Below are 17,596 nucleotides of genomic sequence, written 5' to 3' on the forward strand. Positions count from 1 at the left end.
CGCATCCGTAAGCCAGAAGAGATCAGACATGTCCACCGCTCGTTTTTGAACCGTGAATCACGCCGCAAAACGGAAATCAATGGGTCCTGACCCTAGACAATATGCCATGGAAACAAGAGGCAGATCAGGGGCTAATTCGGGGGTCAGTTGCAACGCTAACACTCAACGGATACATCAACGGATTCTACAATCCGGGCCGCAGACATTCAGCACTGAGCGGGAACATCCGGTCGCATATTGAGGGTTCGGGCATCCGTATTGAGAAAAAACCGACGCAAGCAGCGCCGGTTTTCATAGTCTCATCCTAAGAGACTGCTAACGGTGTCAGCCGAATACACGCCCCAGTGCGCCATCGACAGCATCGGTGATTTGGTCGATGTCATCCGCGGTGGCAATCAGCGCTGGTGAGAAGCACAGAGTGTTGTTCCGACCGGGGACCGAGCGGTTGGTGACGCCGATGATCACGCCTTGCGCCATGCAGTCGGCCACAACGGCCTGGGCAAGCTTCTCATCAACTGGCTCACGGGACGCGCGGTCTGCGACCAGCTCAGCACCCAGGAACAGGCCCTTGCCGCGGACGTCGCCGACGACCTTGTGCTTTTCCATCAGCGCCTGAAGGTTGCCCGTCATCCGGTCACCCATAGCGACACAGTTGGCCAGCAGGTTCTCATCCTCGATGATCCGCATATTCTCGATCGCGGCCGCTGGACCGGCGGTGCAGCCCCCAAAGGTCGAGATGTCGCGGAAATAGCCCATCGGGTCCGAGGCGTCTTCTTTGAACATGTCAAAGACTTCCTCAGTAGTTACCATGCAGGCGATGGCGGCATAGCCCGAGGCGACACCCTTGGCCATGGTCACGAAATCCGGCTTCACACCATATTGCTGATACCCGAACCAGGTGCCGGTGCGGCCCACGCCGCAGACGACCTCGTCGATATGCAGCAGGATATCGTATTTCTTGCAGATTTCCTGTACGCGCTGCCAATACCCTTCGGGCGCTTCGATCACGCCGCCACCGGCGGTCACGGGCTCAAGGCACAAGGCGCCAACCGTATCGGGGCCTTCGCGCAGGATCACCTCTTCGATCTGATCCGCGGCCCATTCGCCGAAATTCTCTTCGGGCGCGCCGTCCAGCTCGTGCTTGCGGTATTCCATGCAATGCGGCACGCGGATGAAACCGGGGGCGAAAGGCCCGTACTGCGCGTTGCGCTCGTCCTGACCACCTGCCGACATCGCTGCCAGGGTCGAGCCGTGATAGTCGCGGTCACGGTACAAAATCTTGGTCTTCTTGCCGCCGTATTTCTTGTGGGCGATTTGGCGAACCATCTTGAACGCCTTCTCATTCGCCTCGCTGCCCGAGTTGGTGTAATACACGCGGCTCATGCCAGGCATTTTCTCGATCAGCTTTTCGGCGAACAAAGCACCTGGGATCGAGCCTGCCGAGTTGGCGAAATAGCACAGCTTCATCAGCTGGTCGTAAACCGCCTTACAGATCGATTCGCGGCCATAGCCGACATTCACAGTCCATACGCCGCCCGATACAGCGTCCAGATGCTCTTTGCCTTTTTGATCCCAGACACGCATGCCCTTACCTTCGACAATGATGCGCGGGTCGTTGGTTTCAAAGGGTTTATGCTGGATCAAGTGGTGCCAAATATGGGCGCGGTCGGCTTCGACGACGCGGGAAAGATCGTTTTCGTTGAACGTGCCGTCCATGACATGTCCTTTCAAAATTAGCGTGTGCACATCTTGCAGAGGCGGTGTTGCCTCGGCTTGTATATTCGATGGCTCAGATCAGCGTGAATGGCCAGTACAAGATAGGGCCAGATCGGGTAGGTTGGTATCGCCAGTCGGGCACAGCACAGTTATTTGGCCGCCTCAGCCCGTATTTCTACGGGTTTGTCATGGGACTATGTTTGTGTTCAATTCGCGCAACTTGCGATTTGGGAGGATCCGCAGATGACAGGGGCCAACATATATGAACGCCACTTGGATCAATGCCAGGCGAATTATACGCCGCTGTCACCGCTAAGCTTTATCGAACGGACGGCGCAGGTCTACCCTGATTACCCATCAGTTGTTTATGGCGTCCGCCGGTATTCCTGGGCCGAAACCTATACCCGTTGTCGTCGACTGGCGAGCGCTCTGGATAGGCGTGGAATAGGGCGAGGAGATACAGTTTCGATCATCGCAGCAAACATCCCCGAACTGTACGAGGCCCATTTTGGCATTCCCATGGCCGGCGCCGTGCTGAACGCGATTAACACCCGGCTGGACGCGCCGATCATTGCCTTCATCCTGAACCATGCTGAATCCAAGGTGCTGCTGGTCGATCCGGAATTTTCTGCGATTGTGCAAGACGCATTGGAACAGGTTGATCACGATATTCTCGTCATCGATATCGAAGATCCCAGCTTTGACAGTGGCGAGAAACTGGGCAGTCTGACTTACGATGCGCTCTTGGCCGAGGGCGATCCCGAGTTCGCATGGTCCCTGCCAGCGGATGAATGGGATGCGATCACGCTGAATTATACCTCGGGCACCACAGGCAATCCAAAAGGGGTTGTGTATCATCACCGCGGTGCGGCCCTGAATGCCCAATCTGATCTGCTGGACTGGGGCATGCCTCGGCATTCTGTCTATCTGTGGACCTTGCCGATGTTCCACTGCAACGGCTGGTGTTTCCCTTGGGCCATGGCGGCAAATGCAGGGGTCTCGGTGTGCCTGCGGGCGGTGCGGGATGAGCCGATCTATGCCGCCTTCCGGGATGAGAAGGTCACGCATTTCTGCGGTGCGCCGATTGTTCTGAACATGTTGGCCAACGCGCCTGATAACCTTAAGGATTTCGATCACGAGATCAAAGTGATGACCGCAGGCGCACCACCTCCGGCGGCTGTGGTTAAGAAGATGGAGGATATGGGGATCGAAGTTACCCATGTCTATGGCCTGACCGAGACTTATGGTCCGTCCGTGGTCTGCGCCTGGAAGGATGAATGGAACAGCAAAGAAGGCGAAGAACGCGCCGCTTTGAAGGTTCGTCAGGGTGTGCGGTATTCGGCCCTGTCCGGCCTTATGGTGGCCGACCCGGATACGTTGGAACCCGTGCCTGCGGATGGCGAGACGCTGGGTGAGATTTTCATGCAGGGCAATGTTGTCATGAAAGGGTATCTCAAAAACTCCGATGCCACGGACAAGGCGTTCCGGGGCGGCTGGTTCGCCTCGGGCGATCTTGGGGTGATGCATGCGGATGGATATGTCGCACTCAAGGACCGGTCCAAAGATATCATCATCTCGGGAGGTGAGAATATCTCATCGGTTGAGGTTGAGGATATCTTGTACAAGCACCCCGCCGTGATGGAGGCCGCCGTGGTCGCCCGCCCCGATGACAAATGGGGCGAAACACCCTGCGCCTTTGTTGAACTCAAACCAGATGGGCAAGCGACAGAAGCAGAGATCATCGCGTTCTGCCGGGACAACATGGCCCATTTCAAGGTGCCTAAGACGGTGGTCTTCGGTCCTTTGCCAAAGACTTCGACCGGCAAGATTCAGAAGTTCAAGCTGAGAGATCAGGCGAAGGCGTTGGGTTAAAGCTGGTCGAAGATCGACAGATCCAGATCCAGCATCTCACCCATCCAAATGGCGCGGTCGCGGTGGTCTGCCAGATGCTCGCCGGTTTCGGGATGGGTGAATATCGTCAACCCTTGCCGATTCAGCGTCAGCCAGGGAATGACCTGATCAAATGCGTCGGCTGCAAAGCCCAACTGGCAGCTCCACCTTGGATGTGGGCCTACATTGCGGGCGTGCATCCGCCCCATTGCAACTGGGAACAGGCGCACTGCTTCTTCACAGAGCTGCCGGGCTGTATCCTGCGTTTCTGCATCGAAATAGACATGGGCGTGATAGCCGATGATTTCGGGCATTGGGGCCTCCTGCATTTTGTTTTGAAGAACGTAAGGCAGGGGTCAGGCAATTCCCATTCGCATCGGCACACAGACCCTGTGCAGAGGATCAGGTGGGGGCGTGTTGATCGGGATGCGCTGCGGCAAAGGCTGGGTGTTTGGCGCAGGCGGCCGCTACGCCCAGGATACGGGTCAGGTCGGTCAGATCGACCTGATAGCGGCGGGCATTGTACATCTGTGGGACCAGGCACAGATCAGCCAGCCCTGGCTGCGGCCCAGTGCAATATGGGGTCTGTTGGAAACCGCCCAACTGGGCTTCGAACGCCAGTAGACCCGGTCGTATGAAATGGTTCATCCAGTTGCCAGGCATGCCTTCTGCATTCCCACTGAGCGCGGTTGCATGGCGTGCGACAGACAAATTGCAGACTGGGTGAAGATCAATGGCGATGGTTTGTGCCAGCGCCAGTGCTTGTGCGCGAATACCGGGTTCCGCAGGAAGCAACCCCAGACCCCGTGTCGTGTCCAGATAGTCGATGATTGCCAAAGATTGCGTCAGCCGCAGCCCGTCAATCTCAAGCACAGGAACCAGCCCCTGCGGGTTGCGCCTCAGATGAGCGTCAGATTTGTGATCTCCGGCGACAAGATCGACAGACACCGCACGATAGGTGATGCCAGCCAAGTTTAATGCGATCCGCACCCGGTAGCTGGCCGACGAGCGCCAATAATCATACAGAACTACGCCACTCATCGCTGGCCTCCTGTTTACGTCAATTCTCGTTCAGCTTGGCGGCTTTTAGGGCTTCAGACAACACCTCGGCATTTCCGATATGGTTGGCTAGCACCAGTACCAGCCGCGCATTCAACGCGTCGCTGTCGGTTTTATCCAGCCCGTCATGGGCGGCGATCAGTTCAAAATAGAAATCATCTGCATTGTCCAGATTAGGGGTGAGGATCAGTTGGGTCATCTCGCTTACTCCTTACCGGTGGCCCTGCGGATCGCCTGCCGGAATGCGTTTTCTTCGTACGTATCACGGCGGGCGGCCACGTGTTGATCGGGACGGATCAGATAAACCGCGCTGGTGGCATCCCCCAGATAGCGGCGCTTGAGCGCCAGGGTCGGATCGTCCTTAACGGACAACGCCAAGCGGGTTGCCTGAACCCCGTCTTCCTCAAGAGTGTCTGGTGCGTCGGCGTCAATCGTCAAAAGGGTAAACTTGCCCGCGAGTTTCGGCAGCAGGAACGCGGCGCCGAGGGGGGCATCCGGGCACGCAGCGCCGGGACGGGTAATATCTGGCCCGTTCAGCGCATCTGCGGAATTCAACGACGAGCCCGCATAGGTACAAGGTGTGCTCAGACGGCCGGAATTCACCAGAGGGCGCGCGAATTCGTAGTGCTCGCCCAGGTCAAGAACGGCGTCGCGCAACAGGCGGGACATCTGGGATTTCGGCGTGATGAAGTCGGTCGAGCGACTGGAACAGGCAATATTCTCATCAGCGGCCTGCACCCGTTCATGGCTGTAGCTATCCAGCAAATAATCGGGCGCTTTTCCGTCGATAACCAGCTTCAGCTTCCAACACAGGTTGTCCGAATCCTGCACACCCGAATTGGCCCCACGCGCACCAAACGGGCTAACCTGATGGGCGCTGTCGCCGGCAAACAGGACCCGGCCATACCGGAATCGCTCCATCCGGCGACACTGGAAGGTATAGATCGAGACCCATTCTAAATCGAATTCGACATCTTCGCCCAGCATCTCCTTGAGGCGCGGGATCACATTCTCGGGCCGTTTTTCCCGTTCCTTGTCGATATCCCAACCCAGTTGCAGGTCAATGCGCCAGACATTGTCGGGCTGTTTGTGCAGCAGGGCGGATTGCCCCCTGTTGAACGGTGGATCAAACCAGAACCAGCGTTCGGAAGGAAAGTCAGCCTCCATCACGACATCAGCTATCAGGAAGTTATCTTCGAACACGCGCCCGTCGAAATCCAGCCCGAGCATCCTGCGGGCCGGAGAGTGCGCGCCGTCACAGGCGATCAACCAGTCGGCTTCGATGTTGTAGGGGCCTTCGGGGGTCTCTACCTCAAGCGTGACATGGTCCTCATGGGTGCCGATCGCCTCGACCCTATTGCGGCCGCGAATATCGATTGGCGCGCCTTCAGCTTGGAGTGCGCGCAAGCGGTCCACAAGGATCTGTTCTAGGTGATATTGCTGCAGATTGATAAATGCCGGATTGGCATAGCCTTGTTCTGGCTGCAAATTGAACTCATAGATCTGTCTTGTGTCGAAAAAGACCTTGCCGGTATCCCAAAGAACACCTTTCCGGACCAAGGGCTCTGCGCATCCAAGCCTGTCGGCTATGTCCAGCGTGCGCTGTGAAAAACAGATGGCCCGGCTGCCAAAGCTGACCTTGTCATTTTCGTCCAGAACGACAACCTCAACGCCCTGTTGTGCCAGATCAATAGCTGTGGCCAAGCCGATTGGCCCGGCGCCGATGACGATCACCTTGTGGCGTATTGGGGCTACGGCGTCCTGATCGGGATTTCGCGCGTAGGTGTAAAGCGGTATTTCGAAGATCTTGTTCATGGGGCTCTCCCATTGCGCTGCGCTGAGGGTCCTTTCCACCAGCCGTTCAGGCTCAGTGGTCCCGATCCCAGGGTCTCACCAATCCGTCCTGCGAAAAACGATCTGGATCAAATGCGACCGTATGTCCTTAACTCTGCAAGGCTTCCCACATCTCCAGATCTCGTTGGGCGGTCCAGATGCGTGGGGTGTCGATCCCGCGCGCCTCGTCATAGGCACGGGCGACGTTGAAGGGCAGGCAGTGTTCATAGATCGCGTAATCGGCGAATTTCGGGTCGCATTCGGCGCGCACCGCGTCCCATGCTTCTTTCAGGCTTCCTCCGCGCGCCGCGACCTTGGCTGCTGGACGATAGGTGCTGTCGACAAAATCGCGGGTGTTTTCGATGGCTGCATTGACCATGTCCTTGCCGACCAGGGCATCGCCACGGCCTGGCGCAATGGCGTCGACATCAAACCACTTGATCTCATCCAGTGTATCGCCCCAGTCGCCGAAATGCCCATCGCCGCAGTAGCAGGCCGAGTGATACTCGACGATGTCACCGGTAAACATCACATTCTGATCGGGTACATGGATCACGATATCGCCTGCTGTATGTGCGCGGCCCAGATGCATCAGGTCAATCCGACGTTTGCCCAGATACACCGTCATGGTGTCGTTGAACGTGGTCGTGGGCCAGGTCAGACCGGGAATGCTTTCGTGCCCTTCGAACAGGCGCGGGAAACGCTGGAACTCACTGTCCCAATCTTCCTGTCCCCGTTCCACCACCATCGCGCGGGCCATGTCTGACATCAGGATCTGCTGCGCCCCAAAGGCGCTGGCACCGAGAACACGGACGGCGTGATAATGGGTCAGCGCCACATGCGTGATCGGCTTGTCGGTGACCGAGCGCACGCATTCGATTACCTTGTTGGCCAAACGGGGCGTCGCCTGTGCCTCGACAATCATGACACTGTCATCACCGATGATGACGCCCGAATTTGGATCCCCTTCGGCGGTAAAGGCATAAAGCCCGTCTCCTACCTCGGTGAACGAGATTTTCTTTTCCGACATGTCCCCTTGGGACGCAAATGCCTTGGCCATTTCTGGTTCCTTATCGCGAATATGGGTTTTCAAGCGCGGGCAGCACGGTTCCGGCACATTCGCCAAATCCGATCGTGTACCCTTTCCCCTTGGCCGCCCCTGTCAGGGTCAGCGTGTCGCCATCCTCGATAAAGCTGCGGCTTTCGCCGGTCTCCAGCGTTAGCGGCTCTTTCCCGCCCCAGCTGAGCTCCAGCATCGAACCGCGCTCGGGCTTTGTCGGGCCAGAGATGGTGCCGGACCCCAGCAGATCACCGGTGTTCATCGGGCAGCCCGACGTCGTGTGATGGGCCAACTGCTGTGCGGCGGAATAGTACATCTGACTATAGTTTGTTCGCGCGATTGTGGTTGCGACCTTGCCGTCCGGAGCCATTGTGATCGACAGATCAATGTCATACAGCATCGGGCCGGTCTCTTTAAGGTGATCCAGCAACTCAAAATCCCGCTCGGGCGTGTCACAGCGGAAAGGCTCCAGCGCCGCCTTGGTCACGATCCATGGGCTGATCGACGTTGCGGTGGCCTTGGCCTGAAACGGCCCAAGCGGCTGATACTCCCACGCCTGAATATCGCGGGCGGACCAGTCATTCAGAAGGACATAGCCAAAGATATTGTCGTCTGCCTCTTGTACGGAAATTGGTCCGTCAGAGGGCGTGCCCACGATGGCGCCCATCTCAAGCTCGATGTCGAAACGACGGCTGGGAAGGAAGGCCGGAAGGTCCTGATCGGGGGATTTCAACTGGCCCCAGGGGCGGCGGATATCTGTTCCCGACACCACGACCGAAGACGCCCGGCCATTATACCCGATGGGAATATGCAGCCAGTTAGGGGGCAATGCATTCTCTGGTCCACGGAACATGGTGCCGACATTTTGGGCATGGTGCCGGCCGGCGTAGAAATCGGTATATTCGCTGACGGCAAAAGGCATGTGCAGCTCGGCATCTGCCTGCGCCACAAGCAAAGGCGCGACGTCCTCTTGTGCCGCGCTGCCTTCGGCCAGCAGATCCATCAGACGGTTGCGCAGGGCGGCCCAAACGGCGGGGCCTTGCTCCATCAGCGGGTTCCAGAAAGGCAGGTCGAACAGCGGTTCGTCGTCCAGAACGACCAGTCCCTCAGCCTCGGCAGCTGTGACATCAAGGATCATGTCGCCGATTGCAACACCACAATGCGGGTCTTCGCCGCCTGTCGAAAACACGCCATAAGGCAGGTTGTTCAAAGGAAAAGGGTGATCGGCAGAATTGGCCGAGCTCACCCAGGATTTCTTCAATGGCATTTTGTCTCCAAACCTCTGTCAGGGGCCAAGATTTTTCGTCGAAAAATCTGCGACCTCAATCGGAATTATTTCTTGCCCGGTGTACCGTCGAACTTTTTCTCAAGCGACGTCCAGCAGTCAATGTAATCATCCTGCAGCGGGGCCTCGGTCGCTGCAAATGATGTCAGATGCTGCGGGAACCGGGTTTCGATCATGAAGGACATCGTATTATCCAACTTATCCGGTCCAAGGTTCGAATTCGACGCGTTGTCAAAGGCATCCTGGTCAGGTCCGTGCGGCAACATCATGTTGTGCAGACTCATGCCGCCGGGAACAAAGCCCTGTGGTTTGGCGTCATACTGGCCATAGATGTTCCCCATCAGCTCAGACATGATGTTCTTGTGATACCAAGGGGGGCGGAACGTATCTTCGGCCACCATCCAGCGTTCGCGGAACAGGACAAAGTCGATATTGGCCGTGCCCGGTTGTCCAGACGGCGCGGTGAGTACGGTGAAGATCGACGGGTCAGGGTGGTCAAACAGGATCGCCCCCACCGGGCAATATGTGCGCAGGTCGTATTTGTACGGGGCATAATTGCCGTGCCAGGCGACTACATCCAGCGGGCTTTGCCCAATCTTTGTGGTGTGGAACTGCCCGCACCATTTGACAGTGACGGTCGATGGTACCTCACGGTCTTCATAGGCCGCGATAGGTGCCTTGAAATCGCGTGGGTTGGCCATGCAGTTGGCGCCGATCGGCCCGCGTCCGGGCAGTTCGAATTTTTGCCCGTAATTCTCGCAGACAAAGCCGCGGGCAGGGCCCTCAAGAACCTCAACCCGATAGACCAACCCGCGCGGCAGAATGGCGATTTCCTTGGGCTCAAGGTCGATGATCCCCAACTCGGTCGCAAAGCGCAGGCGGCCTTCTTGCGGCACCACCAGCAATTCGGAATCGGCCGAGAAGAAATAGTCATCCACCATCGATTCGGTGACCAGATAGATGTGGCTGGCCATCCCGACCTGCGTATTCACATCCCCTGCTGTGGTCATCGTGCGCATGCCTGTCAGCCATGTCAGCCCATCTTGGGTATGAGCGACGGGGTCCCAGCGATACTGGCCCAGGCTGGTAACATCTGGGTCAACACAAGGTGCCGATTTCCAATAGGGCAGGTTGATCTTATCGTAGCGATGCGAATGCTTCACCGAAGGGCGGATACGATAGCACCAGGTGCGCTCGGGTGGGTTGGCGGTAAAGGCAGTGCCGCTCAGTTGTTCGCCGTATAGCCCATAGTTGCAGCGTTGCGGGCTGTTCATGCCCTGCGGCAGCGCACCGGGTAGGGCCTCGGTTTCGAAATCATTGCCAAAGCCGGGCATATAGCCCGGATTGGTGCCAGCGGGCGTACTGGCCTGGATCATTTTATGCGGGTCTGTCGGATGGTTCATCCTTGGCTCCTGCTGTTTTCTGCTTGTGAGATAATAGTTGATTTTGTAACTAACAAGCATGACAAAGACAGAAAGTACCGAAAGAGACGGGTTTGATCTGCTGGATTTCCTGCCCTATCTGCTGAACCGGGCAGCCGAGGAAAGCGCACTGGAATTTCAGCGTGTATACAAAGACCGTTATGGGATGCTGCGCACGGAATGGAGAGTGTTGTTTCATCTGGGCAATTACGGAGAATTGAGCGCGAAAGAAATCGGTCAACGCGCCCGGATTCACAAAACAAAGATAAGTCGCGCGGTCAGCAGGCTTGAGCAGCGCCGATTTCTTGTCAGAACCGTCAGCCAGACGGATCGCCGCGTTGAACATCTTGCATTGACCACGGCCGGACGGTCGGTTTATCGCGAATTGCGCGGTATTGCGCAGCAATATGATGCTCAGCTTGCCGCAATGTTCACAGAAAACGAGGCTACCTTGTTGCGCAAAATGTTGCGAAAGCTGGCTGATATGAATTGACCTCTGGTAATTCGAACCCTTCGCTCCCAGATGGAAGCCAGAGCGGACACAGGAATGTGAAATGACAGCCCCGAACCAAAACGCGGCAAAATCAAATGATCTTATCAACTGGCTGGTGACGCGGGGCCTTGAAGGTGCCGAAAAAGAAGAATTGCTGGACGGCTATTGTACCCGTCTGATTGAACTTGGTGTGCCCCTGATGCGATTTCACGCGGCGCAATCGGCGCTGCACCCGGTATATGGCGGCACCGGATACAGCTGGTATCAAGACACAGGCGGTGACTATCAGAAATTCGAGTATTCAGAAGAGACCAGAGAAGACTGGATGAGCAGTCCTCTATATGCGATTTTACATCACGATCTTGACGGCGTCCATGAACGCATGGTCGATCAGAACGAGCCCAGCCGCTATCCATTGATCAATGAATTACGCGAAGCTGGTGCGACCGAGTATTACGCTAAAGGTGTGAATTTCGATCCGCGGTCGCAGACCTCAAAAAAAGCCGTAGATGGAGTCCTGTTGTCGTGGGCCTCGAACGCGCCGGATGGGTTTCGGGAACAGGATCTTGACCTTATCAATACGGCTCTGCCCCATTTGGGCCTGGCACTAAAGTCAGCCTCGAACGCGCGGATATCCAAAGATCTGATGCGCGTCTACTTAGGTCGGGATGCTGGACGGCGTGTTTTGTCGGGTGAAATTCGTCGCGGATCCCTACAGCAGATCGACGCCGTGATATGGAATTTCGACCTTGAAGGCTTTACCAGCCTCTCCGAGAATCTGCCCGGAATCGAGATCATCGATATGTTGAACGACTATCTGGCGGTTGCCGTTGGCGTCGTGCACGATAATGGCGGCAATATTCTGAAGTTCATGGGCGATGGACTGATGGCTATGTTCAATGTCGGCGAGATTGAAGAGGACGTGCAGGCGGCCCTGCAGGCGGTTCCCATGTTGCAGGACCGGATCGCCGAACTGAATGCGCAGCGCGAATCCGCTGGACTGCCGGTGGCCAACTTCACACTGGCCTTGCATGCGGGCGAAATTCTGTATGGCAATATCGGTTCTGAGACACGTTTGGATTTCACAGTGATCGGCCCAGCGGTGAATCAGGCCGCGCGTATCGCTGGGATGCATCGGTCCTTGGGGCAACGGATACTGATCTCGGATGACGTAGCCCGCGCGGCGCAGCCCTACGATCAGGATCTGATCTCGGTCGGGCGCTATATGCTGCGCGGTGTGGCCGAGCCGAAAGAGCTGTTTACGGTTTATAATGTTGCCGGAACGCAATCAGGCGTTTGAGCGTCCGGTTTGAGCCCATATTAGCGATTTTCTGCAACGCGGCGAAAACCAGCTTCCGCAAAATCGGATGCAGTCTAACCGCTTGACGACAGAAAAATTTCAGATTAGCCAACGTACAGGCTGTGGACGCCTGCCTCCCGCTGACTTTTGTCTTGGTTAAGTTCTGCGACTTAATTCTCTATCTACCTCTTTCCGCATATCGCGCGGATGGTAATGCGGGTCCCATCTCAAATTGCGCGATCAGGCAAGAGAGATATGGGACATGACTGATACCCCCACCAATACATTCACCGATGGGCCGCTTGGCACCATCTACTTTAGGACCGCACTCCCGATCATTTTCGTGATGGGGATGAATGGGCTTCTGTCTGTTGCAGATGCGCTGTTTCTGGGCATTTATGTAGGCCCTGATGCGCTGGCTGCGGTCACGTTGATGTTCCCGATCTACATGCTGATTGTGGCGCTTTCCACGCTTGTGGCGAACGGCATGTCGAGCCTTCTGGCGCGATCCCTTGGCGCGGGTGACATGAACGGCGCGCGTGCCACGTTTGCAGGCGCACATGGGCTGGCAATTGGATTGGGCGCAGTTCTGATAGTGTTGTTCCTTCTATTGGGCCAGCCAGTTGCATTGCTGGCCGCTGGTGGGTCAGAGACTTTGGCGCAGATGGGGTTGGTCTACCTGCGGATTACGGTGTTTTTCTCGCCACTGTTGTTCGTGTTGTCAGTCAATTCTGATGCGTTGCGCAACGAAGGGCGCGTGGGCTTCATGGCGGCGATGAGTCTGTTGGTTTCGATTGCAAACATCGGGTTCAACTACGTACTAATAGCCGTTCTGGACATGGGCGTCGCCGGGTCAGCCTATGGAACTGCGGCGGCACAAGCGCTCGCGTTTGCGATCATTTTTGCGTTCCGATTGTTTGGGGAAACATCGCTGCGTCCTGCGACCTTGCTGTCCCATTCCGCATGCGGAAAATGGCGGCGGATCCTCGCACTGGGTGCACCACAAAGCCTCAATTTCATTGGACTAGCTCTCGGGTCGGCCGCGATTATCTCAGCCCTGCAATGGATTGGTCGTCCGGGTTATGCCGACACAATTACTGCTTACGGGATCATCACGCGAGTCATCACCTTTGCTTTCCTGCCTCTTCTGGGCTTGTCGTTTGCAATGCAGACGATCACGGGCAACAACTATGGTGCTGAACTTTGGCAAAGGTCAGATGCAAGCCTGCGCATGGCACTTTGGGTCGCGTTTGTTTATTGCGCAATCGTGCAGGTCGTTGTGATTAGCATGCCTAGCCGGATCGCCAGCGCGTTTGTAGACGACACGTCGGTCATTGCAGAGGTTGCGCGCATCTTGCCGGTAATGACATGTGTCTTTTTCCTGTTGGGCCCGTTGATGATGATTGCGACCTATTTTCAGGCGATTGGATCTGCAGGAAAGGCAGCCCTTCTAGGGCTGACAAAACCTTATGCCTTTGCGATCCCGTTGACGTTCCTGTTGCCCCTCTGGTTTGGCGAAGTTGGCATTTGGTATGCGGGCCCGCTGGCCGAAGTGATGATGATGGGTCTCACTGTTGTAGTGTTGTGGCTCTCCGCCCAAGACCCAGAGTTAAAATGGGGTATTTTCCACACCAAAAAAGGAGTGGCGTCATGAACACGCAATTTCCGTCAGCTACGCAAGCCAAGGATCAAGCTAAGCGTTTGCGCACAAAATTGACCGAAGAAGGGGCATCGATTGGCCATGCCAAGTCCCTCGAGTTGGTCGCCCACCAACACGGGTTCCGCGATTGGAACACGATGTTTGCAGCCATCGGAAACGGACCACCCAATGGATGGGCCATCTGGGACAAGGTCAGCGGAACGTATCTATCGCAACCGTTCACGGGGCATGTGGTCTCTATTTCGATCATGAAACCAGGATGGTTCCGGTTAGAGCTGCACATGGATGAAGCCGTAGACGTTGTCACATCCGAAGGCTTCTCAAATTTCCGCTCGCGCATTCGTGGTGTAATTGGTCCCAAAGGACATTCTGTTGAACGGACAAGCGACGGGCAGGCGCACCTTCAAATCAATTTATGCTGACTGGGAAATCCGGTTCTTAAATTTGTCAGCGGCTGTTGGCGCGATTGAAGCCGATGGCGGTCTTGTCCCGTAACCTGTGAATATGTCGTATTAGAAATTCTGCGCAATCGGCGAATGGCAGATTTTGCCGCTGTCTTGCGGCGGCGGAACCTGACCTCTTACGGAGATTTTCGTGCGCGAGCGCGCGCAGCAAAAATACCGAAGGTACAGATTGGGCTCAAAGCCGTCATCTGACAGTTTTTGTATGGTTCAAACGATCAGAAGTGGTGGTCGATGTCTGCTGTGCGGACAAACATGCCCCTGGTATTTTCCGCTCGAATGACCGCTTTGTACGCTTTGTGATCGCGGTGAAAAACATCTCTGGCGGGAAGTAGGCCTTCGGTGGTGGTGTAAAACTGAACGGTTGCTGGATAAGATCAAACCTTCAATCTGACAGAAACAGTAGACTTCTTTCTGTGGAGAAAGCCTCTGATTGAGTTATGTAAATTGCAAGATTATCGAAGTCCTTTTGATCTGTTTGAAACGAACCCACGTTGTTGGCTTCGAGTACTGATTGATGGACCAAACCAAGGTTAAGAGGCCAAGAAGGTTTTTCCGTGAGGACCAAAGGCGGCAATTGCCCAGCACCTGCATTCCGAATTTCTCTGGTAGGAAACTGAAAACACTGCATTTTCAGTTCCTGAGTCTCTAGTATCCGGACCTGATACCGAGAGGCTTCCAAACAATAAAGCCAAGCCATCTTTTCGCATGGAAATACCGTTCATCCAACGTTCATATTCTATATATGCGCTTTTCATCTCTGCGAGCCATATTGTCCTACTGAAATTAAATACCGTTGGTTCACAGAAACAACCGACGAGTAACCATACCGCTGCTTAGAACACCGGCTTGTTCAGAGAACTTTGGCTCACTTTCACCATATAGGGTGAAATGAAACATACCGGTTTCGTTATCTTTGTCTGTTACGTACGCCCAGACAGTAGTGTCGCAAACTTTTCGAAAGACTAGAACCAGTGTTATGCTTTTTCACAACCCACCTATTCAATGTGGCGTGGTCAACTCGCATACTGCGTTCAGCCATGATCTCTCTATTACTTGCCCACGTAGTGCAAGTCCGCCAGCCACAAAGAAGTGCCTCTTCTGACCGTGAACTTGAAGTCAGTCTGGCCGTCATTCAAACCTGCTCGCAGAAGATCGGCAATCGTATCTTGCCCATCGATATTTTCATCTGTCGGAAAATATGCTGTCAGCTGGTCGTTCGGTTTCAGAGTTGTGCCTGGGCCTACATCTTCTGGGACATGAACCACGCTCGTAACCCATTTTCCATTCTCTGCATATTGAGTTTGAAAAACGACGCCATTCGACAAGGTCGTGTCTTGTACGACACCCAGTGTAACGTCCCGCACTTCTACACCGTCTCTTGGGTTTGAAAGCCCGATGGTCACATCCATGGTTCCCTCTTGGGAAGGAGTAGCCCCAGATTGAAGTAGAACGGCAGCGATGGAGTTCAGATCATTGATTTCAATCCCATTGACAGAGTCAATACGCAGCCCCGCGTGAACCCAAACCGGGGCCTCGCTAGCGACGTATTCCACAGTATCGGGACTATCCGCCGACGCTACAAAAGGCAGAAGAACCTTCCATTCAGATTTCACTGAAGTCGGCCCTAAATCCTGAACGATTTGAGTGGTAGTATCAGCTTCGACATTCGCCTGATCTGTGTCGCCAGTGCTCACTTTAGCAGCAACTTCATCGTTAGCCTGCGCGCGCGATTCTGCCTCTGCCATCGCCATTGCGACTGCTTCGATCTCAGCCTGTGCTCGGGCTTGCGCTTCTGCTGCGGCTTTGGCTGCCGCTTCGACTTCGGCCTGCGCGCGGGCTTCTGCCTCTGCCGCGGCTTTGGCGGCCGCTTCAACCTCGGCTTGCGCGCGTGCTTCTGCCTCGACAGCGGCTTTAGCACGTGCTTCGGCTTCGGCTTGGGCCGCCGCCTGAGCAGCCGCTTCGGCCTCAGCCTGTGCACGAGCTTCCGATTCGGTTGCCGCTTTGGCGCGGGCTTCGGCTTCGGCCTGAGCCGCTGCCTGAGCTGCGGCTTCGGCCTCAGCACGCGCTATGGTCTCTGCCTGCGCGCGGGCTTCGGCTTGGGCCAGTCGTGCCTCGGCTTCTGCGACCCGTGCGGTGGCATCTGCGATTGCTTCTGCTGTCGCCGCTGCTTCGATCTCAGCTTGGGCGCGGGCTTCAGCTTCGGCAGCCAAAACGTCCTCTTGCGTTGCTTGTGGCTCGGAGGATGGTGAAAATGCTCCGATGGCCAGCACGCCGACTACGGCACCTACAACTCCAAATGCCAGCAGCCCGCCGGTTATTGCGACACGGTTGATTCCGCCGGATGAAGAGACCGCAACTCTAACATCCTGTTCAACGGCGGTCGGTTCGGTCAAGTGATCTATCGCCTCGAGCCACTCATCAGCGGTTTGAAAGCGATCCTTTGGCATCGCCGACATAGCCTTGTCGAGCGCTTCGAGAAAGACGTCATCATACTTATCAAAGCGCCCCTGCAAAGGTTTGCAAGGATCGGGCTTTTGCTCGGCAATCGCAGAGACCCGAGTCTGGCTGTCTGGCGCGCGCTCTCCGGTGATCACATGATAGAATGTTGCCGCCAAGGAATAGAGGTCGCTAAACGGTCCTTGCACGCCGTCAGTGACATAAAATTCCTGTGGGGAATAGCCATCCTTGACTGCGCGTAAGGCAGAAAAAACTCGGTTTGTTTTCCTATTTTGCTCGCGCGCAGCACCAAAATCAATCAATACAGGTATCTTGTTTGGTCCGACCAGAATGTTGTCAGGCGATATGTCCCGATGCAACATCCCTTGCTTGTGCATAAATGCGACCGCATCCAGAATCTGCCGCAGGATCGACATGACATCGGCTTCGTCCAGCTGGGTTTCAGCGTCGTCGATTGCGTCCAAAAGATCCGGGCCTTCAACGAAGTCCAGTGCCATATAGGCGGTGTCATTGTCCTCAAAGACTTGGTGCACGCCAACGATATTGGGGTGATCCATAGTTGCCAGGCGCTGTGCTTCGTTGATGAAGTGCCGCACAATCTGGCGAAGATCTTCTTTGTGTTTTTGCACACGAGCCTTCACCAGCAGATTCTGTCGGCGCGCGAACATGGCTGGAAAACACTCTTTGATGACCACCTTGCGGTTGAGACTGTCATTGGCCAGATAGGTAATGCCGAAGCCGCCGCTGTTCAGGTAGTGGTCAATTTTGTACTGACCATGCAACAACCGGGCGCCGGCAGGGAGATCATCTGCGGAAGAGGCTCCGATCATCTGACCCGTATCTTCATCACCAGTCGTTACTAGTTTCATTACGTTGCCCATGCCTCGTCCCGTCCGTTATCGTCCCTTGCACATCAGGAATTATCCAATTTCCAATCACAAAACGTTTCTCAGTTATA

The 17,596-nt window shown here is 55.6% G+C and carries 14 protein-coding genes; 5 read left to right on the plus strand and 9 right to left on the minus strand.

Annotated elements, in window-relative coordinates; translation table 11 throughout:
* Positions 1-324: 324 nt before the first annotated feature.
* On the minus strand, positions 325-1,716 hold the full coding sequence (locus FN806_RS16370) for an aminotransferase family protein (RefSeq protein WP_142639090.1): 1,392 nt from the start codon (positions 1,714-1,716) through the stop codon (positions 325-327).
* A gap of 243 nt (positions 1,717-1,959) precedes the next feature.
* On the opposite strand from FN806_RS16370, the gene FN806_RS16375 reads away from it, so the two are divergent.
* Positions 1,960-3,588, plus strand: a complete 1,629-nt coding sequence (locus FN806_RS16375) for an acyl-CoA synthetase (protein ID WP_142639092.1) — start codon at positions 1,960-1,962, stop codon at positions 3,586-3,588.
* Here FN806_RS16375 and FN806_RS16380 read toward each other — a convergent pair.
* The 7 genes from FN806_RS16380 to hmgA all read right to left on the minus strand — a co-directional run bounded on the left by FN806_RS16380 (position 3,585) and on the right by hmgA (position 10,246).
* Positions 3,585-3,920 carry a DOPA 4,5-dioxygenase family protein gene (locus tag FN806_RS16380; RefSeq protein ID WP_142639094.1) on the minus strand — a complete coding sequence of 112 codons (336 nt, stop codon included), beginning with the start codon at positions 3,918-3,920 and terminating at the stop codon, positions 3,585-3,587. The two genes, FN806_RS16375 and FN806_RS16380, sit on opposite strands and share 4 nt — an antisense overlap.
* A gap of 88 nt (positions 3,921-4,008) precedes the next feature.
* A complete protein-coding gene (gene maiA / locus FN806_RS16385) occupies positions 4,009-4,647 on the minus strand; it encodes a maleylacetoacetate isomerase (RefSeq protein WP_142639096.1) in 639 nt (212 codons plus the stop codon).
* 19 nt (positions 4,648-4,666) lie between these two features.
* Entirely contained in the window at positions 4,667-4,864 is a 198-nt protein-coding gene (locus FN806_RS16390; RefSeq protein WP_142639098.1) for a DUF2783 domain-containing protein, read from the minus strand.
* A 5-nt stretch (positions 4,865-4,869) separates the two neighbouring features.
* Positions 4,870-6,480 carry an FAD-dependent oxidoreductase gene (locus FN806_RS16395; RefSeq protein WP_142639100.1) on the minus strand — a complete coding sequence of 537 codons (1,611 nt, stop codon included), beginning with the start codon at positions 6,478-6,480 and terminating at the stop codon, positions 4,870-4,872.
* Between the two features lie 127 nt (positions 6,481-6,607).
* Complete coding sequence (locus tag FN806_RS16400) at positions 6,608-7,558, minus strand: MBL fold metallo-hydrolase (RefSeq protein WP_142639102.1); 951 nt, start codon at positions 7,556-7,558, stop codon at positions 6,608-6,610.
* Between the two features lie 10 nt (positions 7,559-7,568).
* Positions 7,569-8,825 (minus strand): fumarylacetoacetase, encoded by a 1,257-nt coding sequence (gene fahA, locus FN806_RS16405; RefSeq protein ID WP_142639104.1) that lies wholly within the window; start codon positions 8,823-8,825, stop codon positions 7,569-7,571.
* Positions 8,826-8,890: 65 nt separating this feature from the next.
* Positions 8,891-10,246, minus strand: coding sequence for a homogentisate 1,2-dioxygenase (gene hmgA, locus FN806_RS16410; RefSeq protein ID WP_142639106.1), 1,356 nt, complete (start codon positions 10,244-10,246; stop codon positions 8,891-8,893).
* 58 nt (positions 10,247-10,304) lie between these two features.
* On the opposite strand from hmgA, the gene FN806_RS16415 reads away from it, so the two are divergent.
* The 4 genes from FN806_RS16415 to FN806_RS16430 all read left to right on the plus strand — a co-directional run bounded on the left by FN806_RS16415 (position 10,305) and on the right by FN806_RS16430 (position 14,139).
* The gene (locus FN806_RS16415; RefSeq protein WP_142639108.1) at positions 10,305-10,757 is read left to right on the plus strand and encodes a MarR family winged helix-turn-helix transcriptional regulator; all 453 of its coding nucleotides are present in this window, start codon (positions 10,305-10,307) and stop codon (positions 10,755-10,757) included.
* A 61-nt stretch (positions 10,758-10,818) separates the two neighbouring features.
* Positions 10,819-12,057 (plus strand): adenylate/guanylate cyclase domain-containing protein, encoded by a 1,239-nt coding sequence (locus FN806_RS16420; protein WP_142639110.1) that lies wholly within the window; start codon positions 10,819-10,821, stop codon positions 12,055-12,057.
* A 262-nt stretch (positions 12,058-12,319) separates the two neighbouring features.
* Positions 12,320-13,711 (plus strand): MATE family efflux transporter, encoded by a 1,392-nt coding sequence (locus FN806_RS16425; RefSeq protein WP_142639112.1) that lies wholly within the window; start codon positions 12,320-12,322, stop codon positions 13,709-13,711.
* Entirely contained in the window at positions 13,708-14,139 is a 432-nt protein-coding gene (locus FN806_RS16430; RefSeq protein WP_142639114.1) for a glyoxalase superfamily protein, read from the plus strand. Before FN806_RS16425 ends, FN806_RS16430 begins: the two co-directional genes overlap by 4 nt.
* Positions 14,140-15,230: 1,091 nt before the next feature.
* Here the strand turns inward: FN806_RS16430 and FN806_RS16435 are convergent.
* Positions 15,231-17,507, minus strand: coding sequence for a serine/threonine-protein kinase (locus tag FN806_RS16435; RefSeq protein WP_185956730.1), 2,277 nt, complete (start codon positions 17,505-17,507; stop codon positions 15,231-15,233).
* Between the last annotated feature and the right edge of the window lie 89 nt (positions 17,508-17,596).

The sequence above is a fragment of the Ruegeria faecimaris genome (assembly GCF_900182615.1).
Classification (GTDB): Bacteria; Pseudomonadota; Alphaproteobacteria; order Rhodobacterales; family Rhodobacteraceae; genus Ruegeria; species Ruegeria faecimaris.

Bases quoted from the DNA above. Each gene is read 5' to 3' on its own strand.
- FN806_RS16390 (WP_142639098.1), bottom strand. From the start codon at position 4,864: ATGACCCAACTGATCCTCACCCCTAATCTGGACAATGCAGATGATTTC.
- FN806_RS16380 (WP_142639094.1), bottom strand. From the start codon at position 3,920: ATGCCCGAAATCATCGGCTATCACGCCCATGTCTATTTCGATGCAGAA.
- FN806_RS16370 (WP_142639090.1), bottom strand. From the start codon at position 1,716: ATGGACGGCACGTTCAACGAAAACGATCTTTCCCGCGTCGTCGAAGCC.
- FN806_RS16400 (WP_142639102.1), bottom strand. From the start codon at position 7,558: ATGGCCAAGGCATTTGCGTCCCAAGGGGACATGTCGGAAAAGAAAATC.
- fahA (WP_142639104.1), bottom strand. From the start codon at position 8,825: ATGCCATTGAAGAAATCCTGGGTGAGCTCGGCCAATTCTGCCGATCAC.
- FN806_RS16425 (WP_142639112.1), top strand. From the start codon at position 12,320: ATGACTGATACCCCCACCAATACATTCACCGATGGGCCGCTTGGCACC.
- FN806_RS16430 (WP_142639114.1), top strand. From the start codon at position 13,708: ATGAACACGCAATTTCCGTCAGCTACGCAAGCCAAGGATCAAGCTAAG.
- maiA (WP_142639096.1), bottom strand. From the start codon at position 4,647: ATGAGTGGCGTAGTTCTGTATGATTATTGGCGCTCGTCGGCCAGCTAC.
- FN806_RS16375 (WP_142639092.1), top strand. From the start codon at position 1,960: ATGACAGGGGCCAACATATATGAACGCCACTTGGATCAATGCCAGGCG.
- FN806_RS16435 (WP_185956730.1), bottom strand. From the start codon at position 17,507: ATGAAACTAGTAACGACTGGTGATGAAGATACGGGTCAGATGATCGGA.
- FN806_RS16420 (WP_142639110.1), top strand. From the start codon at position 10,819: ATGACAGCCCCGAACCAAAACGCGGCAAAATCAAATGATCTTATCAAC.
- hmgA (WP_142639106.1), bottom strand. From the start codon at position 10,246: ATGAACCATCCGACAGACCCGCATAAAATGATCCAGGCCAGTACGCCC.
- FN806_RS16395 (WP_142639100.1), bottom strand. From the start codon at position 6,480: ATGAACAAGATCTTCGAAATACCGCTTTACACCTACGCGCGAAATCCC.
- FN806_RS16415 (WP_142639108.1), top strand. From the start codon at position 10,305: ATGACAAAGACAGAAAGTACCGAAAGAGACGGGTTTGATCTGCTGGAT.